The 24,856-nt window shown below is 54.7% G+C and carries 32 protein-coding genes, 1 tRNA gene and 1 pseudogene; 19 read left to right on the top strand and 15 right to left on the bottom strand.

All coding sequences use genetic code 11. The features are described from left to right. Positions 1–38 precede the first annotated feature (38 nt). Together JX360_RS13765 and proX are read right to left on the bottom strand one after the other, a co-directional pair. Positions 39–989 carry an ABC transporter permease gene (locus JX360_RS13765; protein ID WP_244352058.1) on the bottom strand — a complete coding sequence of 317 codons (951 nt, stop codon included), beginning with the start codon at positions 987–989 and terminating at the stop codon, positions 39–41. Continuing rightward, positions 989–2,029 carry a glycine betaine/L-proline ABC transporter substrate-binding protein ProX gene (gene proX / locus JX360_RS13760; RefSeq protein ID WP_244352057.1) on the bottom strand — a complete coding sequence of 347 codons (1,041 nt, stop codon included), beginning with the start codon at positions 2,027–2,029 and terminating at the stop codon, positions 989–991. The genes JX360_RS13765 and proX overlap by 1 nt, the downstream gene beginning before the upstream one ends. Before the next feature lie 272 nt (positions 2,030–2,301). On the opposite strand from proX, the gene JX360_RS13755 reads away from it, so the two are divergent. Together JX360_RS13755 and JX360_RS13750 are read left to right on the top strand one after the other, a co-directional pair. Beyond that, positions 2,302–3,162 (top strand): dienelactone hydrolase family protein, encoded by an 861-nt coding sequence (locus JX360_RS13755; RefSeq protein WP_244352056.1) that lies wholly within the window; start codon positions 2,302–2,304, stop codon positions 3,160–3,162. Positions 3,163–3,375: 213 nt separating this feature from the next. After that, the gene (locus tag JX360_RS13750; RefSeq protein ID WP_244352055.1) at positions 3,376–3,618 is read left to right on the top strand and encodes a hypothetical protein; all 243 of its coding nucleotides are present in this window, start codon (positions 3,376–3,378) and stop codon (positions 3,616–3,618) included. Between the two features lie 52 nt (positions 3,619–3,670). Here JX360_RS13750 and JX360_RS13745 read toward each other — a convergent pair whose 3' ends face one another. From JX360_RS13745 to JX360_RS13730, 4 genes are all read right to left on the bottom strand, one after another. After that, positions 3,671–4,213, bottom strand: a complete 543-nt coding sequence (locus tag JX360_RS13745) for an NYN domain-containing protein (RefSeq protein WP_244352054.1) — start codon at positions 4,211–4,213, stop codon at positions 3,671–3,673. Between the two features lie 104 nt (positions 4,214–4,317). Continuing rightward, the gene (locus JX360_RS13740; protein WP_244352053.1) at positions 4,318–5,028 is read right to left on the bottom strand and encodes a class I SAM-dependent methyltransferase; all 711 of its coding nucleotides are present in this window, start codon (positions 5,026–5,028) and stop codon (positions 4,318–4,320) included. Positions 5,029–5,358: 330 nt separating this feature from the next. Next, entirely contained in the window at positions 5,359–6,306 is a 948-nt protein-coding gene (locus tag JX360_RS13735; protein ID WP_244352067.1) for a nucleotidyltransferase family protein, read from the bottom strand. A 127-nt stretch (positions 6,307–6,433) separates the two neighbouring features. Continuing rightward, positions 6,434–6,898 (bottom strand): redox protein, encoded by a 465-nt coding sequence (locus tag JX360_RS13730; protein ID WP_244352052.1) that lies wholly within the window; start codon positions 6,896–6,898, stop codon positions 6,434–6,436. A 154-nt stretch (positions 6,899–7,052) separates the two neighbouring features. Between JX360_RS13730 and JX360_RS13725 the strand changes: the two genes are divergently transcribed. Further along, positions 7,053–7,931, top strand: a complete 879-nt coding sequence (locus JX360_RS13725) for a LysR family transcriptional regulator (protein ID WP_244352051.1) — start codon at positions 7,053–7,055, stop codon at positions 7,929–7,931. A gap of 254 nt (positions 7,932–8,185) precedes the next feature. Here JX360_RS13725 and JX360_RS13720 read toward each other — a convergent pair. Then, positions 8,186–8,257, bottom strand: a tRNA-Gly gene (locus JX360_RS13720). A gap of 99 nt (positions 8,258–8,356) precedes the next feature. Here JX360_RS13720 and cbiT point away from each other — a divergent pair. After that, positions 8,357–8,956, top strand: a complete 600-nt coding sequence (cbiT, locus tag JX360_RS13715) for a precorrin-6Y C5,15-methyltransferase subunit CbiT (protein ID WP_244352050.1) — start codon at positions 8,357–8,359, stop codon at positions 8,954–8,956. Between the two features lie 193 nt (positions 8,957–9,149). Continuing rightward, entirely contained in the window at positions 9,150–9,368 is a 219-nt protein-coding gene (locus tag JX360_RS13710) for a hypothetical protein (RefSeq protein WP_244352049.1), read from the top strand. A gap of 192 nt (positions 9,369–9,560) precedes the next feature. On the opposite strand, the gene JX360_RS13705 is transcribed toward JX360_RS13710, so the two are convergent. Then, entirely contained in the window at positions 9,561–9,962 is a 402-nt protein-coding gene (locus tag JX360_RS13705; RefSeq protein ID WP_244352048.1) for a septal ring lytic transglycosylase RlpA family protein, read from the bottom strand. 328 nt (positions 9,963–10,290) lie between these two features. On the opposite strand from JX360_RS13705, the gene JX360_RS13700 reads away from it, so the two are divergent. Beyond that, entirely contained in the window at positions 10,291–10,554 is a 264-nt protein-coding gene (locus JX360_RS13700) for a ferredoxin-thioredoxin reductase variable chain (RefSeq protein WP_244352047.1), read from the top strand. On the opposite strand, the gene JX360_RS13695 is transcribed toward JX360_RS13700, so the two are convergent. After that, the gene (locus JX360_RS13695; RefSeq protein WP_244352046.1) at positions 10,551–11,024 is read right to left on the bottom strand and encodes a globin family protein; all 474 of its coding nucleotides are present in this window, start codon (positions 11,022–11,024) and stop codon (positions 10,551–10,553) included. The two genes, JX360_RS13700 and JX360_RS13695, sit on opposite strands and share 4 nt — an antisense overlap. Positions 11,025–11,278: 254 nt before the next feature. Here JX360_RS13695 and ftsH point away from each other — a divergent pair, with 254 nt between their 5' ends. The 3 genes from ftsH to JX360_RS13680 all read left to right on the top strand — a co-directional run bounded on the left by ftsH (position 11,279) and on the right by JX360_RS13680 (position 14,524). Next, on the top strand, positions 11,279–13,195 hold the full coding sequence (gene ftsH, locus JX360_RS13690) for an ATP-dependent zinc metalloprotease FtsH (RefSeq protein ID WP_244352044.1): 1,917 nt from the start codon (positions 11,279–11,281) through the stop codon (positions 13,193–13,195). 497 nt (positions 13,196–13,692) lie between these two features. Further along, positions 13,693–13,869, top strand: coding sequence for a P-loop NTPase family protein (locus JX360_RS18040; RefSeq protein WP_244352066.1), 177 nt, complete (start codon positions 13,693–13,695; stop codon positions 13,867–13,869). A gap of 169 nt (positions 13,870–14,038) precedes the next feature. Then, positions 14,039–14,524 (top strand): DUF29 domain-containing protein, encoded by a 486-nt coding sequence (locus tag JX360_RS13680; RefSeq protein WP_244352042.1) that lies wholly within the window; start codon positions 14,039–14,041, stop codon positions 14,522–14,524. A 13-nt stretch (positions 14,525–14,537) separates the two neighbouring features. On the opposite strand, the pseudogene JX360_RS18035 reads toward JX360_RS13680, so the two are convergent. Both JX360_RS18035 and JX360_RS13670 read right to left on the bottom strand, forming a co-directional pair. After that, positions 14,538–14,753 (bottom strand): annotated as a pseudogene (locus tag JX360_RS18035) (Y-family DNA polymerase); the annotation flags it as partial. A 153-nt stretch (positions 14,754–14,906) separates the two neighbouring features. Then, positions 14,907–15,776 (bottom strand): alpha/beta fold hydrolase, encoded by an 870-nt coding sequence (locus JX360_RS13670; protein WP_244352033.1) that lies wholly within the window; start codon positions 15,774–15,776, stop codon positions 14,907–14,909. Between the two features lie 17 nt (positions 15,777–15,793). On the opposite strand from JX360_RS13670, the gene JX360_RS13665 reads away from it, so the two are divergent. Together JX360_RS13665 and JX360_RS13660 are read left to right on the top strand one after the other, a co-directional pair. Beyond that, the gene (locus tag JX360_RS13665; RefSeq protein ID WP_244352031.1) at positions 15,794–16,042 is read left to right on the top strand and encodes a hypothetical protein; all 249 of its coding nucleotides are present in this window, start codon (positions 15,794–15,796) and stop codon (positions 16,040–16,042) included. 48 nt (positions 16,043–16,090) lie between these two features. Continuing rightward, the gene (locus JX360_RS13660; RefSeq protein WP_244352023.1) at positions 16,091–17,221 is read left to right on the top strand and encodes a geranylgeranyl reductase family protein; all 1,131 of its coding nucleotides are present in this window, start codon (positions 16,091–16,093) and stop codon (positions 17,219–17,221) included. A gap of 20 nt (positions 17,222–17,241) precedes the next feature. On the opposite strand, the gene JX360_RS13655 is transcribed toward JX360_RS13660, so the two are convergent. The 3 genes from JX360_RS13655 to JX360_RS13645 form a co-directional block, all read right to left on the bottom strand. Then, a complete protein-coding gene (locus tag JX360_RS13655) occupies positions 17,242–17,715 on the bottom strand; it encodes an ATP-binding protein (RefSeq protein WP_244352021.1) in 474 nt (157 codons plus the stop codon). Between the two features lie 103 nt (positions 17,716–17,818). Continuing rightward, positions 17,819–18,682: an OmpA family protein gene (locus JX360_RS13650; protein ID WP_244352019.1), complete on the bottom strand. Its 864-nt coding sequence runs from the start codon at positions 18,680–18,682 to the stop codon at positions 17,819–17,821. 114 nt (positions 18,683–18,796) lie between these two features. Next, entirely contained in the window at positions 18,797–19,459 is a 663-nt protein-coding gene (locus tag JX360_RS13645; protein ID WP_244352017.1) for an XRE family transcriptional regulator, read from the bottom strand. A gap of 167 nt (positions 19,460–19,626) precedes the next feature. On the opposite strand from JX360_RS13645, the gene JX360_RS13640 reads away from it, so the two are divergent. Then, on the top strand, positions 19,627–19,935 hold the full coding sequence (locus tag JX360_RS13640) for a hypothetical protein (protein WP_244352015.1): 309 nt from the start codon (positions 19,627–19,629) through the stop codon (positions 19,933–19,935). 99 nt (positions 19,936–20,034) lie between these two features. Next, positions 20,035–20,292, top strand: a complete 258-nt coding sequence (locus JX360_RS13635; protein WP_244352013.1) for a hypothetical protein — start codon at positions 20,035–20,037, stop codon at positions 20,290–20,292. A gap of 43 nt (positions 20,293–20,335) precedes the next feature. Here the strand turns inward: JX360_RS13635 and JX360_RS13630 are convergent, their stop codons facing one another. After that, positions 20,336–21,034: a Uma2 family endonuclease gene (locus JX360_RS13630; protein WP_244352011.1), complete on the bottom strand. Its 699-nt coding sequence runs from the start codon at positions 21,032–21,034 to the stop codon at positions 20,336–20,338. A gap of 224 nt (positions 21,035–21,258) precedes the next feature. Between JX360_RS13630 and ndhC the strand changes: the two genes are divergently transcribed. The 6 genes from ndhC (at position 21,259) to JX360_RS13600 (ending at position 24,667) form a co-directional block, all read left to right on the top strand. Next, complete coding sequence (gene ndhC, locus JX360_RS13625) at positions 21,259–21,621, top strand: photosynthetic/respiratory NAD(P)H-quinone oxidoreductase subunit C (protein WP_244352009.1); 363 nt, start codon at positions 21,259–21,261, stop codon at positions 21,619–21,621. After that, complete coding sequence (locus JX360_RS13620) at positions 21,618–22,352, top strand: NADH dehydrogenase subunit K (protein WP_244352065.1); 735 nt, start codon at positions 21,618–21,620, stop codon at positions 22,350–22,352. The genes ndhC and JX360_RS13620 overlap by 4 nt, the downstream gene beginning before the upstream one ends. Position 22,353: 1 nt before the next feature. After that, on the top strand, positions 22,354–22,911 hold the full coding sequence (locus tag JX360_RS13615) for an NAD(P)H-quinone oxidoreductase subunit J (protein WP_244352008.1): 558 nt from the start codon (positions 22,354–22,356) through the stop codon (positions 22,909–22,911). An 89-nt stretch (positions 22,912–23,000) separates the two neighbouring features. After that, positions 23,001–23,174: a hypothetical protein gene (locus JX360_RS13610; protein ID WP_244352006.1), complete on the top strand. Its 174-nt coding sequence runs from the start codon at positions 23,001–23,003 to the stop codon at positions 23,172–23,174. Positions 23,175–23,213: 39 nt separating this feature from the next. Next, positions 23,214–24,413 carry a class I SAM-dependent methyltransferase gene (locus JX360_RS13605; RefSeq protein WP_244352004.1) on the top strand — a complete coding sequence of 400 codons (1,200 nt, stop codon included), beginning with the start codon at positions 23,214–23,216 and terminating at the stop codon, positions 24,411–24,413. Further along, positions 24,410–24,667, top strand: coding sequence for a SemiSWEET family sugar transporter (locus tag JX360_RS13600; RefSeq protein ID WP_244351994.1), 258 nt, complete (start codon positions 24,410–24,412; stop codon positions 24,665–24,667). Before JX360_RS13605 ends, JX360_RS13600 begins: the two co-directional genes overlap by 4 nt. The last annotated feature ends 189 nt before the right edge of the window (positions 24,668–24,856 follow it).

Raw genomic sequence — 24,856 nt, 5'->3', positions numbered from 1 at the left:
GTCATTCATCTCCTAGGCTGAGTCTTGTTTCGGATGGTCTAGTGGGGATCCCGAGCCTGCCAACGCTGCCATCGTTTCCATCCCCAACCTATCGGCCCACGCCGATACCAAGTTCGTTGAAAGTCAATTTGTCCCACCTGTTGGGTAACGCGATCCAGCAAAATGGCCAGTAACAGGATTCCCAGTCCTCCAGTAGCGGCCATGCCCACATTCAAGCCATTGAGCCCCCGCAACACCACAAGCCCTAGCCCGGGTACCGCGATCATGGAGGTGACCACCGACATTCCCAAAGCAAAAAGCACCGTCTGGTTAACTCCCGCCAAGATGGTGGGTATGGCCAAAGGGATCTGGGTTTCCCAGAGAATTTGGTTGGGAGTAGCGCCAAAGGCAAGGGCAGCCTCCACCACCTCTTCAGGAACCTGGCGAATGCCCAGATTGGTGAGCCGAATCAGGGGAGGAAGCGCGTAGATGACCGTGGCGATCACGCCGGGAGCTTCTCCAACCCCAAACAGCATCACCACCGGCACAAGGTAGACAAATACCGGCAAGGTCTGCATCGCATCCAAGAGGGGGCGCAACAGCTTCTCAAAGGGATCCGACCGGGCACAGAGTACCCCCAATGGGATCCCCAGCAATAGGCAAACCACAACAGCCGTCAGCACCAAAGACAGAGAAACCATTGCCGGTTGCCAAGCCCCGACAAAGCCAATCAGACTGAGCGCCAGAAAGCCAAAGAACCCTACCTGCCGACCCGCCAACTGCCAGGCCGAAGCGGTTAGAACCCCCAGCACTACTGTCGGAGGGGTATTGAGCAGCAGGTGCTGAAAGCTGCGCAGCAGGCTGTTGATGGGCAACCGTACCGATTGAAAGATTGGGCGGAAATGGGTCACCAAGAATTGGATCCCGGTGCTCACCCAGCTGTCAAAAGGGATCCGCACCCAATCAAACGGATTCAGAAGCGCATCCCAAATTGAGACGGGATCCGACATTAACCGGCCACCTGGCGCACTTGATCCAACCAGCTATCGAAAAGCTGGCGATTGGCCTCAATCCACTCCAGCGCATGGCGGCGGATGTCCTCAGGAGCTTTTTCTCCGTCATGTACCCGTTTTTGTTGAGCATTCACATCCTCAATGGGGATGGACACCAGCTCCAACCACCGCCGAGCCACCGGATTATTGCGCAGATACTCTGCATTGGCTACCACCCGAATGCGATCCACCGCAAAGCCCAGGTTGCGGCCATTGACCAGGGTATTGACTTGGCTGGCATCCGCTTGTTCCTCGGGCAGGGTTGTAAAGGGAACCTCTAGCCAAACAACATTTTCATCCGGTTGTAAGAAAGCCCCAGCCCAATGGGGAGAGTAGGCATAGGCCAAAATCGGTTCCCCCTGTTGCAGGCGGGTAATGGTATCAGCAATGAGAGCGTCGTATTCGCCCTGCACAAACTGCACAGTATCCGTCAGTTCATAGGCTTCCAGGTGGTGTTCAGTGACAGCCGCACAACCCCAGCCAGGATTGCACCCGACCAAGTCCGCCTTGCCATTGCCATCGGCATCGAACAAACGCGCAATTTTAGGATCCCGCAACTGCTCCAAATTCTCGATATTATGGGCTTCAGCCGTGACTTTGTCGATCAAATAACCTTGCACGGTATTGTCCACCAAAACCCCTATGCGCTCCAGTCGCTCTTCTCCGCCATTGCTGACGATCATCGGATAGTTTAAGTTTTCCCAATGTGCCGTTAGAAAATCAACATCATTGCTGGCAACTGCCGCGTGGGCTAGAGCAACCTGAAGCTGTTGAGTGGTCTCAACCTGATATCCCAATTCTTTCAAACCCTCATTGATGATCTCAGCCAAAAATAGAGAATAAAAATTGGTGGAAGCCGCAGGCCGGATCACCTTACCCTCAACCCTCGCGGTGGTTTGAGAAAAGACTTTGGATGGGATTTGGGATCCTGATACAAGGGCTAAGCCCAAACTCAACATCACGGCAGAACGGCGCAGCGAAAATAAACTTTTAATCATTGCAATGTAAACTCCAAAGTGCAAGACAGCACAGACGCTCCCTGGAACATTTAACCCAGTGTTCTCCACTGCTTAACCATTCCTTCACCTGCATCTCTGTGCCAGCCCAATTTTATCTTGACCCATGGTTCATTTTTCACGGCCAGATCTCCGACGTGTAGCTCTTCAAACATAATGGGCAAGATTCATGTCCAAACTGTAAGCAATAAGAATTTTAACAATTGAAGCGTCGTCTATCCTAGAGGTGTTTGCTCTCTTGAGGATCGGAATCTATGTATGCGGAACAACCGAAGTGGCTCTCTCCCACCCATCTGAAGCGCCGTCAATTTGTGGTGGCCAGTGTTTCTGCCGGGTTTGCCTTGGCGGTACAGCCGATCTCCGCCCAAACCATCACCACCGATAGCGAAGGCTTGGAAGCCGGCCCGATTACCATGCCCACCTCTGACGGTGAAATCCCCGGTTACAGTGCCAAACCCATGGGATCCGGCCCTTTCCCGCTGGTTTTGGTGGTGCAAGAGATCTTTGGTGTTCATGAACATATTCAAGATATTTGTCGCCGCTTGGCCAAGTTAGGTTATGTAGCGGTAGCACCTGAGCTGTTTTACCGGCAGGGGGATGTTTCTCAGTTGCAAAGTTTTGAAGAAATCCGTGCCATTGTCTCACGAGTGCCGGATGCGCAGGTGATGGCGGATTTGGATGCTGCGGTGGATTGGGCAATGGGCAATGCCAGTGCTGATCCAGAGCGGTTGGGCATTACGGGCTTCTGTTGGGGCGGACGAATCACTTGGTTGTACGCAGCTCATCAACCTAACCTAAAGGCAGGTGTGGCTTGGTATGGCCGTTTGGTGGGAGATGCCACAGAACTGACCCCAACCCATCCTGTGGATGTGGCAGCCAGTCTGAATGCGCCGGTGTTGGGCTTGTACGGTGGGGAAGATACTGGCATTCCGTTGGAAACAGTGGAACAAATGAAGGCGGCTTTGGAGGCGGCTGGGGATCCCTCGCAATTTGTGATCTACCCGGATGCTCCCCATGCCTTTTTTGCCGATTATCGTCCCAGTTACCGGCCCGAAGCCGCGAGGGATGCTTGGGAAAGGCTACAGGCTTGGTTCCGGGAACACGGGGTGGTGTAGGGATCCTGACCGAAACTCATCGGGACTTTGTCAAGTTTTGGCTTTGCAAGGTCTGGAGATTGGGGCAAGCTGGAATATAACCTCGGGCCAGGTCACAATGGGGTGCTGTACGGGTTCAAGTTTGGGCAAAGCCCCGGCCCATCCCAAACAATGGGTTGGGTTCCCCATTCAAGATTTGGCCTAGGGATCCCTTCACCGTCTTGGGAAACCAGCATGAAAGCGCATGAATTTTTGGCCCATACCGGCATGGATGGTCAGCTCATCTTGCCGATGGAGGCCCAGGAACGGTTACCCAAAAATCGGATTGTGCGGGTGCTGGTGCTGGTGGATGACCTAGAATCTGGCCCAATGGATCCGACGGATCCTTTTCAGCGCAAGTTAACGGAGCCACAGGAACCCCCAAGCGAAGATTCGTTGTGGCTTGAGTCCCCCACGATTCCCTACGATGGCATTTAATGTTTGAATTTAATGTTTGATGTTCTCTGCTCATCTTTGCTACTTCTGACCCTCAATCGGTGGGAGCCTGACCCGAGAGTCGCCAGCGATTCAGTCGGGCTAGAGTTTCTGCATCTAAGTAAGAATCAATGCCCCGTTTGCTGGGTGAGCGTTTGGGCTTAATGCGACGGATCTGCTGCTGAGCCTGTTGGACTTCTTCCCACAGTTGCTCTGCCGAAACCCATTCCGCGTCATAGCCGCCGATCACCAGCTGTTGCACCCGATCCGAAGTGGCCACCCGTACCCGACATTCATCCCATTGCAGTTGGGCACACAGCCGTTCAATGCAAGTATCGGCGGTTTCTCCATAGGGGGTATAGAGAATGTCGATGCCGGAGGGCGAGCGCTCCTGGTGGGCGGGGGTGGGTTGGGCGTAAGAATCGTACACCACGGTTGCTTGGTAACCCCGAAACGCCACATAGTTAGCCAAAGACTCCACCAAACGCAGACGTGCCAATTCCATCAGAGATCGGCGAGCCAACTTGTTCAGGGGCGGCCAAGCTCCAATAACGTTGTAGCCATCAACCAGCAGCAGGGTGGTGGAGGAAGAGGGCATGGGTGGCAGTGGATCCCTGCCGAGGCTTACACTTTTTAATATCTTAATAAATTATCCCGGATCCCCGGAGGATTTTCCAGGTAATGGTGATAAACAGGGGTACTCTAGCGCTTGCGCTGAATCAGGTAGGTGGTAAACAGTTCCCCACTGGCCTGTTTCTGAATTTTGCCTCCCAAGGCTGTGATGCGCCGTTCCCATTCCGATAAGGGGGTGAAGATGGGTTCGGTTCCTTTGAACAGCTCAATTAAGCCCCACTGTTCTGCCCATACCGATTCGGGATTGACCACCTCGATCAGGATAGGGGCAGCCGGTCGCAACACCCGCAGCAGCTCTGCCCAAACCCCATCAAAGTATTCAATCGGGTAGTAGTACAAAAATCCCGTGGCGATGGCCAAATCAAACTGCTCGGGTGCGTAATTCTCCAGGTGATGGGCGGATCCCTGCTGCATGGATTTGAACAATTTTGAGTTCAACTGGGGTGCCCGCGAGCGAATGAAGCGCACAATCTCGCCACTCAGCTCATGGCCATAAAAGTTGGCTTGCCAGTCATTCCAGGGATAGGTGAGAAAACTTACTCCACAGCCCAGATCCAGACAGGCTTCCCGTTTGTGGGGGGCGCGCAGGTGCGGGAATGGGATCCCGAGGCGTTCCTGCAGATGATCCCGCTGGTAGGCTTGCCAAAAGGGCAGTTGCTCTAAGTCTGGGGGAAGTTGCCAGCCTGGCTGACCCAGTTGAATCTCGAGCTCCCGGTTGAAGCGAGCGGCTACGGAAGAAAGATAGGGATCCCAGCGTTCCCCAGTTTGTGGTAACTCCATTTTTTTAATCTACCAAGATTCGTCGCAGTGCTCCACCTATACCGCTTGCGATTAGGTGGTGGTGTTCGCGTAGCGTGCCGCAGGCATAGCGGCGGTGATAAGTTAACATCACCAACAAGGAAGCTGTGCTCCTTTTTTCGTCTGCGGTGGGGCGCACCGTGGACGTTAAACCAAAATGCCTGCGGAGACGGTCTGGCGGGGGTTGGGGCAACTCGATCGCACTCTGTGCGGTGCGGAGCACCATCTAGCTATGCCTACGGCACCCTGTTGGGATAAGAGTCTAAGAAACAGGAATCTCCGACCCTACCCTTCAGGGTTGGGGGGAGAGCGTCAAACCACCAGGGTGCCTGGCCCGTACACCCCCGGTTGCAGGGATCCATCCACCCAACTGTGGCCGCCAAGGATTGTGCCCGCCGGAATTTGGGCTCGGGAGCCCAGCCAGGTTTGGGTGCCAATGTAGCAGGGGGATCCCAGCTGGGCTGCGGGTTCGATATGGGCGGTGTTGTGGATCCAAACTCCGGGGGCCTGTTCCTGCACATTCTCCAGGGGAAAATCCGTCATGCGCCCGCTAAGGATATCCAATTGACCGTGGTAGTAACTGGCTGGGTTGCCCAGATCCCGCCAGTAGCCCTCGTGCAGGTAGGCTTGCATCCGTTGCCCTTGGTTGAGCAAGTCTGGGAAAACCCGGCGTTCAAAACTAAGCGGATTCCCGCTCGGGTAGCCACTAAAAATGGCGGGATCCAAGACATAAGTACCGGCGTTGATGGTGTTGGTGGTGAGGGTAAGGGCTTCGGCAGCCGTAGGTTTTTCCCGAAAGGACTGGATTTGCCCCCCTTCCCCAACTTCTACCAATCCATAGGCAGTAATATCCTCAACGTGGGTGAGGGTGAGGGTGGCAGCGGCTTGGCTCTGCACATGGCATTCCATCAAAGCCTGTAAATCCAGATCGGTGAGAATATCGGCATTGAACACCACTAGGGGATCCCCGCTGAAGTAGGGCTGCGCCAGCACCAAGGCCCCTGCCGTATCCAAGGGGGTCTCTTCGGGAATGTAGCGGATCTTCACTCCCCACTGGCTACCATCCCCCAGGGCCGCTTCAATTTGTCGCCCTAAGTAGCCCACACTGAGCAAAATATCCGTTAGGCCCACCCGCCGACAGCGCCCAATCATCCATTCTAGGAAGGGCACCTCCAGAAGTGGCATCAAGGGTTTTGGTTGCAAAAGCGTAAAGGGTCGTAAGCGAGTGCCTTTTCCACCGGCCAAAATCACCGCCTGCATAGCTACCTCAAACCCTGATCTCCCCCGCATGGTAGAGAAAAATGTCCTGTCCCACCAGAGGTAGCCAAACTCCCCAATCCGATCCAATTGGATCAGATCCAATTAGGTTCTATTTAGGTTGTGTGACTCAGGCGCAAATCCGAGGCAGCGGAGCGGGGGCGGAGGTCACCTGTAACAATCGGGGAATGCGGCTGCTGTCGTAGATGCGAAATTCATGTTCAAGGGTGGCTTTTTCGTCCCGCACCGCTTGGTTTAACACAATGGATCCCTCTGGATCAGAGACGGAACGATGAAAGGTCCCGGGGGGAATGCGCAGAATTTCTCGGTTCGCTTCTAACCGCACAATATGAAAGGGATCCCGCCAGCTAAAGTTCACCAAATAGAAGGTGCGCCCGCCGGATAAAGCCAGTAAATTATCTTCCTGGTGGGGGTGTAGGTAAAACTGCCAGTAGCCCTGGGGATTGTTGGGTGGGCTAACGGCTGGTCCCTCATGACAAACCAGATCCCGAGCATTGGATTGAGGGACAGTGATATCAAAAAAACGCACACCAGGGGTATCTCGAAATTTACGAAAGGGTAGCAGGGCAAACATGCTTCCTCACCTCAATTCGATGGGGGCAACGATAATGAACCAGAACGTTTTCCGCACTGCTTGGCGGGGTCAAGTCGTAGTGTAGTCAGCCTCAGAGCGAGGTTCAAACCTGAGATAGCATCACATCTATGCGCAAGTCGAATAGATAGACTTCATGAACATCTCGCAACTGCAAATTTTGGTGGCGGTGGTAGAGAAGGGCAACTTCAGCGATGCAGCCCTGCAACTGCACATTTCCCAATCGGCAGTCAGTCGGGCCATTGCCAGCCTTGAAGAAGAACTGGGAGTGAGGCTGCTGGTGCGTGGTCGATTTGGAGCACACCTAACCCCAGTCGGGGAGCGATTGCTGCGCCATGTCCGCAAAATGCTGCAACTGCGCGAACAAATGGATTACGAGGCCAATCTGGAAAAAGGCTTGCGGGGAGGAAGTGTGCGGGTAGCGGCCTTTCGCAGTGCGGCAACCCATCTGTTACCGCCGGTGATTGCACGTTTTCGCCAACAGTTTCCACAAGTTACTCTCACCCTCACCGAAGAGGATCCAGCCACAGTCGAGCAACTGCTGCGCTCCGGTCAGGTGGATATTGGCCTATTGCCGCTGCCCCGCAATGCGGACGATTTGGAAACTTGGGAAATTGCCCGCGACGAATTTATTTTGTTGGTTCCTCACAGTTTTGGATCCCTGCCAGAAAACCTCACCTGGACGGATCTCTCCCATTTTGCTTATATCCTCTACAACTACGCCGAATGCACCACGGCGGTGCGAAACCACTGGGAAGCGGCACAACAAACCCTTGAGGTGGCTTACTTGGTGAAGGAAGACTCCACCATTGTGAACATGGTTGCCCAGGGCTTGGGAGCTGCCATTTTGCCTCGCTTGGCGGCTATTCCTATTCCCGAGGGGATCCAGATCCGTCGCCTGCCAATTCCCTTGGAGCGAGTGATTGGTGCCGCGATACTGGCCTCTGCCCTGCATCCTCCTGCGGTATTTGCCTTCCTAGAGGCATTGCGAGGTAAACCATCCCATTCTCCCTAGAGGGGGTGTAAGAGCGCTTTGACAGTCTCTTCCGACAAACTGCCACCCACAGACGGCACGGGTGGATGACCGGTTGAGATGAGGGATTGAGATGTTGTTTGCTGCCCTCAAGACTTGAGGATTCGACCTTGAACGAAACCGCGTCAGTCCCCCACCTCTGCTCATTCGATGGTCAAACACTGGAGGGTGGGAGCAAGTGTTTGAACACGTGGCGTAGGATGTGGACAACGAATACGTGATGATTGGTACAAGGAAGCGGGCGATGAGACTCGAACTCACGACATCCAGCTTGGGAAGCTAGCGTTCTACCACTGAACTACGCCCGCAGTGTTCACCAATTTTATCAGACCCCTCGGTCTTGGTCACTAGAGCATCCGCTTTATGCTGAGGGACAAAACAGAACCCCGACAGATAGGTACTTCACCATGTCAACCCCGTTCCCCTGGCCCTACCGCACCCCAGGGATTCCTGACTCTGCCTTCGAGCGTATTCCCGGGATCCCCATGAGCCCACGAGAGGTACGCGTGTTGGTGTTGAGCCAGTTGCGGTTGGGGGAGAACCACTGTTTGTGGGATATCGGTGCTGGTACAGGTACCATCGCCATTGAAGCAGCCGTGCTCTGCCCAAAAGCTCAAGTGATCGCCGTCGAGCGGGATGCGGAGGTTGTCAGCCTCATCGAGGGTAATTGTAAGAAATTCGGTCTGAGCAATGTGCAAGTGATTCAAGGAACGGCCCCAGACTGTCTCCAGCAGCTTTCACCACGACCGGATCGCATTTGCATTGAGGGCGGGCATCCTTTGCAAGAGATCTTGGAGTCCTGCTGGCAATACCTCAGCCCAGAAGGGCGGATTGTGGCTACCACCCATTCTTTAGATGGACTATACGGCCTTTCTGCTGGGTTAGCGGCTGTGCGGGCTCATCACGTAGAGGTGATTCAATCGGCGGTCAATCGTTTAGAACACCGTGGGCGGGCACAAATGCTCGTCTCGCTGGATCCCACCTTTGTTTTGAGTGGCGAAAAGTGAACTAAGTTTTATGTGGTTGTGTTTACATTGCTTGGTAAATATTTTCGAAGAGATATCAGGGGGGATGAGATTCGACCATCTCAAACAAGTCAAAAAAAACTGACAAGCAGCAGAAACCTTAAGCTATACCAATGTTTCTCGATTGCGTACCCAAATCTGCTCTTATACCAGATACAGAGAGCTGCGAAACCTCATGGTTATGGATCGATCCCAATACCAGTTTCGGGAGTCACAGGAAGTCAGATTGCGGCAACTGTTGATTCGGGAACGCTGGCCAGAAATGCTGAAGGGCTGCCGGGCCTGCATCCATTGGGATGACTTCAAACGGCCAGAATGCTGTGGAGACTGCGGCATCGGCGACAAACGCAGGGAAGAAATGACCCAAGAGAGCCATTCGAGCAAATCTTCATGAACTCAGGAAAAGGAGTTGGGTCAACTCAATCCTGATTGCTGTGGTTACAGCCCTTTCGTTGATCCCCTTGCATCCGCTCCTTCACAATCACCCATAAGAGCACCAACCTACACCTGTCAGGGATAGACAGGCAGTGTTGTGGAAAGTTTTGGAAAATCCGCCAAAGGGCTGTACTTATTTGTGTATTTATACCTAATTTAAGCTCATCAAAACACCCGAGAGGGGTGGCGCTTCTGTGGGCAAGAGACGCACTTCCACCTGAGCCACACCTTGCTCATAAATTCCGAGCTTGCGGGCTGCGACTGTGGAAATATCCAGATCCCGACCCCGAATAAAAGGGCCTCGATCCAAAACATCCACCACCACCTTCTGCTCCGGCTGCTCAGGGTTGGTCAAGAGCAATCGTGTGCCAATGGGCAAGGTTCGGTGGGCAGCAACAAAGTCTTGTTCCGGTCGAAAGACGCTGCCATCCTTGAGTCGATTCCAGCTTTGCCCAGGAGGCAGTTGGCCGTAGTGACTCACCACCATCTGTTCTGGCTCTCCAGGCACCGTTGGCAATAGAGCAATCAAAGCACCGGTCAGCAAATCGATCATCCGCTCGTCCTCAACACGCTAAAGATCTCTGGAAAATGTGTTCAGAGATACAGCGACGATCGGTTTTTGCCCCAGGTTCCATCAGGGATCCCTTGGGGCAGTAGTTGCACGGATCAATAGCGGCAATTTAATGAGGGATCCCTAAGGCAGATCCCCAGCAGCCCGCCCACTCTAGAGACAGACGCACGGATGGTGAATACCCCGGAAATGCAAACTACTGTGTCGATCCCCACACACTTCTCTACATCTCGCAGTCTTCCTTAGAACTTGAGCTAGAGTAGGTCAAGTCGGTTCCTGCGGTGGGCCGCCTTTTTTGGAGGGCAAGACCATGAACATTGGAGATCGAGTGCGTGTACGTACCAGCGTGATTGTCTATCACCACCCGGAATATCGCAATCAACCCTTTGATCTCAAGGGGATGGAAGGGGAGCTCAAGGCGGTAATCCGAGATTGGAATGGTCGCCCAATTAGCGCCAATTTCCCTTTTCAAGTGCAGTTTAGCGGCAAGTTCCGGGCCCATCTACAGGCAGATGAGTTAGAGGTGATCGAGTCGGTTACTCCCTCAGATACTCCGTCAGAAACAGCCGCCTAGTTCAGGCCCAGCAACGTGCGATTTGTTTCTAGGATCGGTTTGAGTAGGTTCAATTCGTCCCGGGTTAGATAGTTTGCCACCACTTCTTGCAAAAAGCGATAGGTTGCCTCGCAGCTGCGTTGAGTTCGGAAGGCCCGCATCAAGGTTTGAAACCAGTAGAGAAATCGTTCCCTATAACGTTGCTCATCGTCCAGGAGCATAGCCAGCGCCGAAAGACGCAGAACCCGAACAGTATCCGCCTTCCACTTGTTGCGAAAGTCTTCCACCCCACGCATGAGCAGATAGGGATCCAGAGCGCGCATTTTCATCTCCACATCTCGGATGATTTGGGCTTCTGCCCCCTGAATCTTCTGATAGGCGCTCAGGCGCAGATCAAACGAGGCCAGGTAGGTCTCCATGAACTGCATCTCCTCATCCCTGAGGTAGCGTCCGTCGGCAGCGATGCTCAGTTGGCGCAGTTGAGTCAGCATGAAATATCCCCAGAATGAAAAGGAGAAGCCTGAACGGCAGCCAGCCTGGCTAGCCTCCAAGAGGCGGTATCGACTTGATCCTATCCCTCAAGTCCCTCAAGTCGAGTCCCTAGATTGAGAGATTTGGCGGATTTTCAGCAGGCCTCTCATCCAGGTTAATATTAATTAATAGTCTGTTGTTGCTAGAACCCACTCGACCCCAGATCACCATCTGCGAGTTCGATAAAAAACACCCTTTGGGAGGAAACGCTTCCGTGAGTCAGAAAGGTAAAAACAAGAAATGGAGAAGTGCGGGGTTGTATGCGTTGCTGGCCATCGTGCTGATTTCGTTGGCCACGACCTTTTTCGGTACCCGCCCAGCTGAACGTCAGGAGATCAGCTACTCCGACCTGATTAGCCGCGTTGAACGGGGCGAGGTCAGTAAGGTTTTGGTGGAAACGGCCCCTGATGGTCGCCAAATTGCCATTGCTGAGGCAGAGGTGAACGGTCGTGCCACTCAGGTACAGGTGAATCTGCCCCCCCTCACCCCCGAGTTTGAGAGTACCCTGGTTGCCCAAGGGGTGGAATTGGCGGTGCGTCCTGTGCAAGAGGAGGGCTTATTGGGGCGCATTCTAAGTACCTTCTTCTTGCCTGTCCTGCTGCTGCTCGGTTTGTTCTTCCTGCTGCGTCGTGCTCAAAATGGCCCCGGTAGCCAAGCGCTTAATTTCGGCAAATCCAAAGCGCGGGTACAAATGGAACCGAAAACCCAGACAACCTTCAACGACGTGGCTGGTATTGAGCAAGCCAAGCTGGAGTTGGCCGAGGTGGTGGATTTTCTGAAGAATTCGGAGCGCTTCACCGCTTTGGGTGCCAAGATTCCGCGGGGGGTATTGTTGGTGGGCCCGCCAGGTACCGGCAAAACCCTGCTGGCCCGTGCTGTAGCTGGAGAAGCAGGGGTGCCCTTTTTCTCCATTTCCGGCTCGGAATTTGTAGAAATGTTCGTCGGTGTGGGGGCCTCGCGGGTCCGGGATCTGTTTGAGCAAGCCAAGCAAAATGCCCCTTGTATTGTCTTCATCGATGAAATTGATGCAGTGGGTCGCCAACGGGGGGCCGGACTTGGTGGCGGTAACGATGAACGGGAACAAACCCTGAATCAGTTGCTCACAGAAATGGATGGCTTTGAGGGCAACTCCGGGATTATCGTGATCGCGGCTACTAACCGACCCGATGTCTTGGATGCAGCCCTGTTGCGACCGGGACGTTTCGATCGCCAGGTAACCGTAGATCGTCCTGATTTCCAAGGCCGTCTGGAGATTCTCAAGGTCCATGCTCGCGGCAAGACCCTCTCTGCCGATGTGGATCTGGAGAAATTGGCCCGCCGTACCCCTGGGTTTACTGGGGCAGATTTGGCCAACCTTTTGAATGAAGCAGCCATCTTGGCAGCCCGCCGTAATCTCACGGAGATCTCGATGGACGAGATCAACGATGCGGTGGATCGGGTGCTGGCTGGCCCTGAGAAGAAAGATCGTCTGATGAGCGAGCGGCGCAAGGAGTTGGTGGCTTACCATGAGTCGGGTCATGCTTTGGTGGGATCCCTTTTGCCCAACTATGACCCGATTCAGAAAGTAACCATCATTCCCCGTGGACAGGCGGGCGGTCTCACCTGGTTTATGCCCAGCGATGACGACATGGGCCTGACCACCCGTGCCCATCTGAAGAATATGATGACGGTTGCGTTAGGGGGCCGTGTTGCGGAAGAAGTGATCTACGGTGAGTCTGAAATCACCACCGGTGCTGCTAGCGACCTGCAACAGGTGGCTCGGATTGCCCGCAACATGGTGACTCGCTTTGGCATGAGCGATCGTCTGGGAAATGTTGCCTTGGGGCGGCAGTCCAGCAATATCTTCCTGGGGCGGGATATCGCCACCGAGCGGGATTTTTCTGAGGAAACCGCTGCCCTCATCGATGAAGAGGTACGGCGGCTGGTGGATGAAGCATACCGGCGGGCCACCTACCTGGTGACAGAAAACCGCGCCCTCCTCGATCGCATTGCCCACCGCTTGGTGGAAGCTGAAACGATCGATGGAGAAGAGTTGCAGGCGATTATCGACAGTTCTGACGTGGTCATGTTGCCGCCGCAGGAGGATCCAGAGCCATTGACCATCCCAGTGGCTGTCAACGCTAAGGTCTAGTTCCCTTCAGGGATCCCTTGCTTAAAACGGGATCCCTCCACTACCCAATGGCTTTTGCCTCTGGAAATCGATCCACACAAAAAAAATGAAAAGCCCATCTGAAACCAGGTGGGCTTTTTGGGATTTGGACTGTACTTCAGCCCTTTAGCTAGTCGGCGGGAGGCTCTGCACTGTACCTCTGGATTAGATCAGCGTCGGGATGCGAGCTGCGTAACTGAGCGAAGCGAAGGAACAAACTATTTGAGGGTCTAAGCAATAGCGCTCTATCACCATACAGCCCTTTAATGCTCCGCAGTCGCGTGTCGCGTAGCATTAGCGTTGCGTAGCAACAATGCCTACGGCAGGCTGTGCCACCCCAAAAGTAAGGCGGGTTTGCGACAAAAAGGGCTGGAGTGCTCCGCACTGCTGTCGCGAAGGGGATTGACCCTGTGCTAGGTGACTCGTGTTGGGGCCGCGATGACCAAGAGTATCAACGCATCCGTACTTTTCATGGCGGCATGAGTGACGAAAGTCGCCAGTTGAGCAAAGCTGCCTTCAACAGGGATCCCCACAAAGATCCGCTGCGGATCCTGATTGCCACCGATGCTGCCCGTGAAGGGGTAAACCTGCAAAACTATTGCTCTGACTTATTTCAGGATCCGTCTCAGCCAGCTCGAACAAGAGAACCAGTCTGAACCCCAACGGATTCGACAGATCTATGAGGTCAAAACTCAACGGGTGGAGCCAGTAGGATTGATCTATCTCTGGCCAGTGTCCAGTTAGGGCGACCTCCCGCTAACGCGGTCGCACAAGTGTTGCCTAGCAACAAAGGACTCCGTCCCGCTAACGCAAAAGGAATGGATCATGCAACTTTACGACCGCGACTTTTACGCTTGGATCCAAGAGCAAGCCACCCTGCTGAAATCGGGGCAGTGGGATCAACTGGATATTGCCAACTTGGTGGAGGAGATCGAGTCTTTGGGCAGACAAGAACGCCGTGAATTGGTGAATCGACTGGGGATCCTGTTGGGGCATCTGCTGAAGTGGCAGTTTCAACCCCAACTACGGGGCAAGAGCTGGCGGGCAACTATTACCGAACAACGCCGCCAGATTCAGCGATTGCTCCAAGATAATCCCAGTCTCAAGCCGGATTTGTCAGCAGCCCTGCAAGAGGCTTATCTAGACGGGATCCTTTTGGTGGTGAAAGAAACGCCATTATCGGAGAAAGATCTGCCCACCCAGTGTCCCTACACCTTTGAGCAGGCAATGGATCCCGACTTTTATCCAGGACACGAGGATCCCCTACTGGGGGATCTATCTCAGCAACCTCAAACAAGAGATCCAGGCTGAGCCCCAGATGTGTGATTTGAATCTTGTGCCGCCAGACCCGATCTTTCACCTTGAACAGCAGGGATCCCATGGGAATGCCCAGGGCTTTGACCTCGGGAGACCGGGCCACAATGGAGCCATCATTATTGCTCAGTACCGCCACCGGGCTCCCCTGCAGATGGGGCTGAAACACCCTCTCACAGGAGACATAGCAGTTATTGCAATCCACTAGGGCAATCTGTTTGGGCAGCGTGACTCGTGTAGACCCCGTTGTGGGGTGGCTGCTTATCTGTCTACCCGCCAGGAGTCAGCCGAGTGCTGGCAGACTGAGAATCCCTGTGCCCTATGGGTCGGAGAGGATGTCGATGCTGTATCCCAACGAGTTTTATTCTGAGGGGATCCCTTAGACAATCAGCTTACGCAAAAACGGGATCACCGCCTCCTGTACCTTTTCTGGCCAATCATGCTGTGGGTAATGGCCCACTTGCTCCAGTTTCACCACCTGTGCTTTTGGGAGCCGCTGACACAATGTTGTGACCAGCTCGAACGGTAACCAACGATCCTGCATGCCCCAAGCGATCAAAGTCGGGCGTTCCCAGGTGGCAAAGCCTGCCTCCAATTCCTTCATCACCTGCGGCAGGTTCAAGTTTTGCACTGTTGCCAACAAAGCGCGTCCACTGGCAGAAGTGGTCAAAAAAGGGCGTCGATACACGTCCAGATCTTTGTCTTTCACCTGGTAAATGCCGCCGGTTTCTAGGGTGCGATCCACCAACAGTGGATCCTGGGTGAGCATATCCCCCACCAAAGGGATCCCGAAAGCACGAATCGACCAGGGCAGCTTGGCCCCTTGGCCAATCGGGGTATTGAGAATGATCAGGCGTTCGATGCGATCTGGGTTTTTCAGGGCATACTGCAGTCCCACTGAGCCGAGAAACCCCTGCACCACCAACGAAAACCGCTCTAGGGCTTGGGCTTCCACCCACTCCGACAGGGCCTTCTCCAGGGTTTCTGGGCGGTAGTTAAACTCCCAGCGCTCCGGTTTGGCGGAAAATCCTGAGCCAATCCAATCAGGGGCCAAAGCGCGAAACCCCTGCTCCCCTAAGGCTTGCAAAAGGGGCAGCCAGCCGTAGCTTTGAGAAACCAGTCCATGCAACAGCAGCACTGGCGGTAGAGTGTTGCCTCGGTCGGGATCCACCGAGCGAAAGAACCAGTCCAGATCCCCCACCCGGATGCGTTGCTCCAGAATATTCACTGGGTTTGTGCTCTCAGTCACAGTGGTTTGAGCTTATCGTGTTTGAGGGGATCCGATGGCAGAAAAAGCCAATCCAACCACTGGAGCCGGTCGTTTTTATCGGCGATGCGATCATGGCGGAGTTGGGCACCCCCCTCTTTCGGGATGCGGCCACAGAAGCCTTAGCGGCGGTGCGGGCGGCTGTGAGGATGCGGATCGCTCTGGAGCAGTTGCGAACCGAACTACGCAGTACAAGGGCTGCTGTTACCCTCCGCCATCTCCAGATATCAATCAATGGGGTAGGCTAGGAGCCAATGCAGGGAATCCCAAAGTGGAAGGGTGCAAGTTCAGAAGCTATGTCACAACTTTACGACTGCGTCATCGTCGGTGCTGGCCCTGCTGGGGGATCCGCCGCTTATCATCTGGCCAAGCGGGGGCGCTCGGTACTGGTTCTGGAAAAGGAGCCCTTGCCCCGCTACAAGCCCTGCGGGGGTGGAGTGTCTCCAATGGTGGCGGCCTGGTTTGATTTTGACTTTGGCCCGGCTATTTCCCTGACGATCCGGCAAATTCGCTATACCTGGTGCAGTGGGGATCCGGTGGTGGCGGATTTGGATCTCAAGGATCCCGTTTGGATGGTGCGGCGGGATGTTTTCGACCATTACCTGATTCAGCAGGCGCAAGGGCAGGGGGCTACCCTGCAAGCAGAATGTGCCGTCTCCGGCATTGAATGGCAAAGTGACCGCTGGCAGGTGATGACAGCCTCTGGCCCCGTTTGGGGGCGCTACCTGATTGGAGCGGATGGGGCAAAAGGCTCCATGGCCAAGTGGTTGGGCTTTCAGGAGCGGCAACGACGATTGGCCGCCGCCCTAGAAGCGGAAGTGCCTGTTGCGCAGCCGGAAACGGCAGCCGCCCATTTTGACTTTGGTGCCGTTAGTAACGGCTACATCTGGAACTTTCCTAAGGCAGATGGCTACTCGATTGGGGCCGGTACCTTTCGGGGTGGAGAAAAGCAAAACCTGCGGGAGATCGCGGCAGGCTACGCCCAAACCTTTGGGGTGGACTTGAACTCTGTCAAGCAGTTTGGCCACCCGATTTGTCTTTGGGATGAAGATCAACCGCTACACACCCAAAATGCCCTCTTGGCTGGGGATGCTGCCTGTGTGATCGACCCCTTTACCGCCGAAGGGATCCGTCCCTCGCTGCTCACCGGCCTGTTGGCGGCTCAGGCCATCGACTCTGCCTTAGCGGGAAACGGAGATGCGTTGGCCCACTATTCCGCCCAAGTGCAACAGGAGTGGGGATCCGAAATGCGCTGGGCCAAACGGATTGCGGCGCTGTTCTATCGCTTTCCGGGATTGGGCTACAAAGTGGGGGTTAAACGACCGGGAGCGACTCGGCGCATGGGGCAAATCTTGGTGGGAGAATTGCGCTACAGCGATGTGGCCGCGTCCGCTATTCGCAAATTAAGCGGTGGCCTGTTTTCGTAACAGCTCGTTAACAGCTTGGCCTAACTGACGGGCTTTGAGAGGTGGGAAGGGTCATTAAACCGCTTGCTAATCAACAGACAATTGCGGCCATCCGCTTGGCGGGTGTAGCTGAGGCGGCTGGTCAGGGCTTTCATCAGCAAAATGCCGCGTCCCCCTTCGGAGTCGGTGTCCATTTTGGCGGGCAATTGTTGGGCAAACCCCTCCAGATCAAACTCCTGCCCCTGATCCCAGATGCGCAACTCCAACCCTTGCGGTGCTAAGACCAGCTCAATATCAATCGGGGTGGTTTCCGGTAGGGCTTGGTGGGCATGGCGAACGGCGTTGGTAAACCCTTCTGCAAGCGCCAACCGGCATTCCATCCAGATGGGCTCTGGAATGCCCGCATTGCGAAAGGCTTCAAACCACGTCAAAACTTGACTGAGAGCATCCAAAGTGGTGCCGACCCTCAGCGGAAAAGTCTGATGATTAGCGGGAGGAATCCCTGATGTGTTCAAAATCGAACCTCAAAGCTCAGGGTGAGACTTACCTGCATCAACCGTACACCGAGCAACCTGATCAGCATTCTAAGACTCTGGCCGGGTTTGTCACCTGTGGAGTTCACGGAGCAATGATCAAATCCACACGACGGTTCCGTTGCCGTCCAGCTTCGGTATCGTTATCGGCTACAGGAGCAGTGGGGCCAAAGCCAGAGGTGGTCCAACTGATGCGATTGTCTTCGGGTAGCAATTTGATGAGGTAATCTTTGACAGCATTGGCGCGGCGCAAGGACAGGGCCAAGTTGTAATTTAAGGAGCCGATGTTGTCGGTGTGGCCATTCACTTGAATGCGGGCTTCTGGCATTGATTGTAAAGACTCGGCCACTTGGGCCAGCAGTGCGGCCGCCTCAGGGCGAATTTCTGCTTTGTCAAAATCAAACAACAGATCCCCCGGTAGGCTGATGGTTTGGGTGCCCACCTGAAACGATGTCGGGGTGGGAGTTGCTGTGGGGGTAGGGGTGGGTTGGGACAGAGTGCTGTCTGTATCTGTCTCTCCATTCGCTGCTCCAGTAGCAATCTCAGCCGTGGTAGAAGACTCTGTCACCCGGTCTGGATCCCCTGTCTGGGAACGCAACCGTTGCAGGCGCGATTCCAGTTCTTCCAGCCGCATCAACAACTGAATGACCTGCTGGCGCATTTCCCGGATTTCCGCTTCGATGTCGGTAAAGCTCTCGCGGTCTGCCGGATCCACTGCCGGAGGGTTGGCCTGGGGTTGGGGTGGAGAGAGAGTGGCCAGGATCTGAGGGGTCGGCAAAGTCGGGTCAGGGAGAGAAGAGCCTGGGTCTGGCTGGGTCTGGGTTTGAGCCTGCTGAGGCAGTAGCATCCCGGCAAGGATGCCGCTGCTAAGCAAAAGGATCCCACTGAGAAGGTTAAGTGACAAGTGGAGTGAAGAAGGGGAGTGTGGGCGGCGGGGTAGACGCGGCATCGATGGCGAACCTCCGGCTGAATGGACAGACTTAGGCTGGGAATTTTACCCAATCCTAGCCAGAGGCAAGATCTTGCCAAGGGGATTCTCGGACGGTCTGGCTGCCACTTCCCGCTAGTCGAAACTGATGCGGCCTCGATAGCGCCCAATGATGGTCAACCCATGGGCGGGATCCGCTAAATCAACCGTAAAGGGTGGAAAGCGGGGATTGTCGCTGATCACTTTGACCTGGGATCCGGGCAGGCGCTGCAGCCGTTTGACCAGTAGATCCCCATCCATTTGAAAAACGTAAATACCCTCGCGGCTGGTGTCTTCCCCCTCTTGCCGTTCCACAAAGATCAAATCCCCATCTTCTAAGGTGGGAGACATACTATCCCCCTGCACCCGAATCAGGCTGAGCTCAGCGGGGTTTCCCTTCAGGTGCGCCCGCAACCAGTTCCGTTCAAACCCGATCACCGATTCAATCGATTCCTCCCGCACCAAGACCCCCGTCCCGGCGGAGGCGGCCACATCGATAAAAGGCACATAGACATACTCTGTTTCCGCGTCGGTCGCCTGCACCTGCGGGGATCCCTCGCCCGTGATGAGCCAACTCAGGTTCACCTGGCCCACTTGGGCAATTTGCAGAGCTTTGTCAATGCTAGGGACGGATCCCTTTAAGTAGCTGCGGAGGGCAGTATCGCTGATTCCGGCCCGGCGACCAAACGCATAAATGGCCTCATTACCGATGACCTGTCGCAGGCGGGCTGCAAACGTGGAGCTGGAAGGGGATTGCATCGGATTCAACACTACAGATTGTGGTAGACGGAGCTCCTTCCCACTATATCTTGACTGAACAGTGATTTGCAGGTAGCCTAAGTCCAGGACTTACTAAATTTAGTGAATCAAGTGCTAAGCCTAACACTTTTTGGTGAGCCCGCCTGTCGGCCTGTGGAGAGGATGATATGCAATCAAAATGGGGTCGCCCATCTTTAACGGTGTTGCCGTCGCAACGGGAGAATTGGCTGCGTCGCTATCTGCGTTTTTTGCGGGGAGAATCGCCCATTGTGCAAGCGGTTTCTCCTCAACCTGTACCTCGACCTGCAGCGCTAGCCCAAAAGGACTCTCGACAAGTAGTGTCTCCAAGAACCCCAGATCCCCTCCATGAAGAACCTCTCTCGCTGCAGCTTTGGCGGGAAGGACGCAAAGTAGAGCGAATTTTTGCCCAAAATCGTATTCAGCGGGCCGCCGAACGTCGGGATCTCCGCTCATAACTCCATCACCCCGTAAGGATCCTGATAGGATTTAGGGTGCGTCCCTCCTTTGCACCTGTACGCCAGACTTTTTCCTGTCCCACTTTTATCCCCCTCTCTATGACCTCCTCGGATTTCAAACGCTGGCTGGATAATGTGCTGGTTGCCATCGTTTTTCTAGTGTTTGCCGGATTTGTTTGGTTTGTCTTTTCGGTAACAGGCGCCTTTGCTGGGATCCCGCTGGGTTATAAACTTTGGATGCGGCTGTGGTTGCCTTTGTTTCAGCCAGCGCTAGGGATCCTGATGGCCGGGGCTTTGCTGAGTGGGGTTTGGGGTTGGTGGGAAAAGCGCCGCCAGAGATCCGAAAAAGTCGATTAGCCTATTCTTGTAATTCTCGGGTTTTCAGGATCCCGCAGTCACCTCAATCCAGATCTGCTGGATCAACTCCCAAGGCTCGCAGCCGTTCTGCCAAACGATTGGCCCGTTCACGCTCTTGCAACGCAACCTTGGCCAGTTCTTCAGGGGTGGGCAGCCTCTGTCCTTGCGAGTCATACCAGTAAAGCCATTCTCGTTCCCAACCCAAGTGGATCCCATTTTCTTTGCCCAGAGCCAGGCCTACTTCCGGCATCCACAGATGTTCTCCCTGTAATTCGTAAACCCCGTTGACGAGGCGATAAATCTCTAGGGAAGGTCGGTTACGCCAATAACGACGTGAGGGCACATAAATGGCGTAGTAGAGGATCCCGAGCTTGGCATAGTCAGTCTTCTTCCGTTCATACTCACCGCCGTAGGTGCGAGACACTACTTCTAGAACAAAAATGGGTGGGATCCCGTTTTCTTCCCAAAGGACATAGCTCAGTCGGCCCTCACTACCATTCACGAAGCGCTCAACCCCCAGACTTAAGAACCCATCTGGCACTAGAGGTGGTTCGCCAGCAGCATAGTAGATGCCCATATCCACTCCGAAGAACCAGTCGGTGCGCTCAGCCCATACCCAGCCCAGAATTGCCCCCAGCAGATTGGGAATCAGGTTCTGTAACTCGTTATCCACAGGTGTATCATCCGAGTCGGGTAACTCAGCCGCAGAGGGCAAGCAAGCACGGGGATCGTAGTGGAGCATTTTCACACCCCCTCAGGGTTCGCCTTGATCTTAACCGGATGGCTCAGAATGGCTCTGGCAGCACATTAATGCAGGGATCCTTGGGGGCCTATCCTCTGGCAAGATCCTGCTCAGAGCAATCGTGACCATTACCAGAATTGAAGATCTGCGAGCACAGGAGGGCTACAGACTGGCTCTATACTGGAAACGTATCTAAATGTTGAGCAATCGGGCGGTCTAGCGTTGTGTTTGTTCTACCCGGCTACGAGTATTTACTGGTTTTTCTGATCCTGTGCTCTTTGCTGCCGATCTTGGCTCTGGCAGCCTCCGCTTGGTTGGCCCCAAAGCGTCGGGGTTCCTTGCGACGCAGTACCTATGAGTCGGGCATGGAACCGGTGGGGCAAGCCTGGATCCAGTTCAACATTCGCTATTACATGTTTGCCCTCGTCTTTGTCATTTTTGACGTGGAGACGGTGTTTCTCTATCCCTGGGCGGTGGCCTTTCATCGCTTGGGGCTATTGGCCTTCGTGGAGGCCCTGATTTTTATCGCCATCCTTGTAGTTGGCCTTGTGTACGCCTGGAGAAAAGGAGCGCTGGAATGGTCATGACCTCTAAGGAGTCGCAGGTTTTGTTTCCGGGGGCAGCCCCGACAGTGACTACTGACCTTTCAAATAATGTCGTTCTCACCACTGTGAACGACCTCTACAACTGGGCCAAAATGTCTAGCCTCTGGCCTCTGCTCTACGGCACTGCCTGTTGCTTTATCGAGTTTGCGGCCATGCTCGGATCCCGATTTGACTTTGACCGGTTTGGCCTGTTGCCCCGTTCTTCTCCCCGTACAGCGGATTTGATCATCACGGCGGGAACCGTAACCATGAAGATGGCGCCCGCTTTGGTGAAGCTCTACCAACAGATGCCCGAGCCCAAGTATGTGATTGCCATGGGGGCCTGCACCATTACCGGTGGCATGTTCAGCTCCGATTCCTACACGGCTGTGCGCGGTGTGGATAAGCTGATCCCGGTGGATGTGTACATTCCCGGCTGCCCGCCTCGTCCGGAAGCGATCATGGATGCCATTGTCAAGCTGCGCAAAAAGATTGCTGCTGAAGATATGCGGGAGCGGGGCCGTCTGCAGCAAACTCACCGTTACTACACTGTTAAGCACAATCTCAAGCCTGTACCCGAGATCATCACAGGTAAGTACCTAGAAAGTGAAACGCGTCAGGCTCCTCCACCAGAATTGGTCGCTGCAATCGGCTTGCCTGTTCCTCCAGCTTTGCAAACAGCGGATCTGAAGCGGGCCGAGCAGCAACTGAAAGCGCTACGGGGAGGGATGTGAGATGGCAGAGGAGAATGGGACTCAGGAAAATCAAACGCGAGACTCTGGACAGGACTTGGGTGCAGAGCAGCCCGTTGTGGTGGAACGTGGCCCTGTCTCTCAGTTTTTGACAGATAATGGCTTCGAGCACCAGTACTTGGGGAGAGATGCAGCGGGGGTGGAGCGGCTGGAGGTGCCCCGGGAGTTTCTCTTGCCGCTGTGTACCGCTCTTTATGCCTATGGCTTTAACTACTTACAGTGTCAGTGTGGCTACGACTTGGGGGCAGGACAACCGTTGGTTAGCCTCTACCATCTGATCAAGCTAGCCGATGGAGCGGATCGTCCGCAGGAGGTGCGGCTGCAGGTGAAGTTGCCCCGTCAGGATCCACGGCTACCCTCGGTGTACTGGATTTGGAAGTCAGCCGACTGGCAAGAGCGGGAAACCTACGACATGTACGGCATTGTCTTTGAGGGACATCCCAACCTGAAACGAATCCTGATGCCGGAAGACTGGGTGGGCTGGCCGCTGCGCAAAGATTACATCACTCCCGACTTTTATGAACTGCAGGATGCTTACTGATTCGGGATCCCTTTCCTAGGTCTTCTACCCAGTTTGCAAACCTGTAGGGCTCTCCCGTGTTGATCTTGTGTTGATAAGGAAGCTGAGCGATGTGGCCTGTTTTGCTGTTGGCAATCTACGGTGGCGGAGTTTGGTACTCGGCTCGTAAAGCGGATCGTATCTATTCGGGATCCCAAAAGTGGGTGGTATCTGCCCTCTGGCCGATACTGTTGGCTTCTAACCGGCAGTTTCGCCAGAACTTTCGCCGCCCTTTGAATAAGTGAGAATCCATGATATGATTCAGAGTCCACTGAGTTAACTAAGTGGGATCCCTTCAACATCGGCTGTCTGCACAGCCGCAAGCCTCGCAAAAGTTACAGCGATTGATCGAGGGTCGCATTTCCCAGCAGGGGCGGGTGACCTTTGCCCAGTTTATGGAGTGGGCACTTTACGAGCCGGAAGTGGGCTACTACGAGCAGGGATCCCCGATAGGCCCTGATTACCTAACTTCCCCGCACCTAGCCGCGGATTTTGCCCAGTTGTTGGCGGTGCAAATCCATCAGTTCTGGCAGATTTTAGGATCCCCAACAGGTTTTTCTGTGATCGAGATGGGGGCGGGCAGTGGTCAGTTGGCCTGGGATTGGCTGACCTATGTGCAGACCAACTACCCGCCGTTTTGGCAAGCCTTGGACTATCGGATTCTGGAGCGTTCTGCCACTCTACAGCGGTTGCAACAGGAGCGGTTGGCTGCCTTTGCAGACAAGGTGGGCTGGTGGGACGGTGCGGAGCAAGACGGGATCCCGGATCAGTCGGTGACAGGGTGTTTTTTCTCCAATGAGCTGGTGGATGCTTTTCCGGTACATCGGGTGCAGGTGCAGGGTGGGGCCTTGCGGGAGATCTATGTGGAGGTGGGGGAAAGTGGCTTCCAGGAGGTAGTGGGAGAACTCTCGACCCCGGCATTGCGGCAGTATTTTGTGCGCCTCGGGATCCCGATTGAAAGTTATCCAGAGGGTTACCAAACGGAGGTTAACCTGAAGGCGCTGGACTGGTTGGAATGGCTCGCCCGCAAGTTACGGCGGGGTTATGTGCTCACCCTGGACTACGGCCATACCGCTGACCGTTACTACAGCCCACATCGGTCTCAGGGTACCCTCTTGGCCTATCGTCAGCACAGCACCTACGCGGATCCCTATGTTCAAGTGGGATCCCAAGACCTCACTGCCCATGTGGACTTCACAACCCTACAGCAGGTCGGGGAAATCTTGGGATTACAGACGTTGGGATGGACTCGTCAAAGTAGCTTTTTGGTGTGTTTGGGCCTGACGGAACGGCTGGCAGCCCTTAGCCAAGCCACCGACACTGTGGATATCAGCCAAGTTTTGCAGCGGCGACAGGCTCTACACGCGCTGTTGGATCCGATTGGGTTGGGGGGCTTTGGGGTATTAGTCCAAGCCAAAGGGCTGACGGATTTGGAACGAACCCATCCTTTGCAGGGCTTTTGTGAGCCGGAGCGAACACGGTGAACCTAACCCTTTGGATTGGCCTTTTGGCAGCCACCCTGACCACCTCCAGTTTTTTCCCGCAAGCGCTGAAAACCTGGCGCAGCCAACGGGCGGATGATTTCTCCTGGAGTTATTTGCTCTTGTTTGGGGTCGGGATCCTCATGTGGGATCTGTACGGCTTGTTGCGTCAAGATACCGCCATCACCCTCGCCAATACGATTACCTTGGCCTTGATTGGTGTAATCATCCTAACCAAGTTCCGCTCTGAGCGCTAAGGGAGCCGGATCGGATCTCAACGTGGATCTCAACCTGTTTTCTTGCACAGAAAGACCGTTCTTTGACACTCCCCCGGTTAGAAACCGGGGGATTCTCCCTTCTAGCTCCCCACAGCTTGAAGCTGTGAGGGATTCATGGAGTTCAGGGGATTGCCAACTACCCCATCCCCTGAGCCGACCCTACCTATT

It is taken from the genome of Thermostichus vulcanus str. 'Rupite', from assembly GCF_022848905.1.
In the GTDB taxonomy this organism is placed as follows: domain Bacteria; phylum Cyanobacteriota; class Cyanobacteriia; order Thermostichales; family Thermostichaceae; genus Thermostichus; species Thermostichus vulcanus_A.
This window is presented reverse-complemented; position numbering and strand designations above follow the sequence as displayed.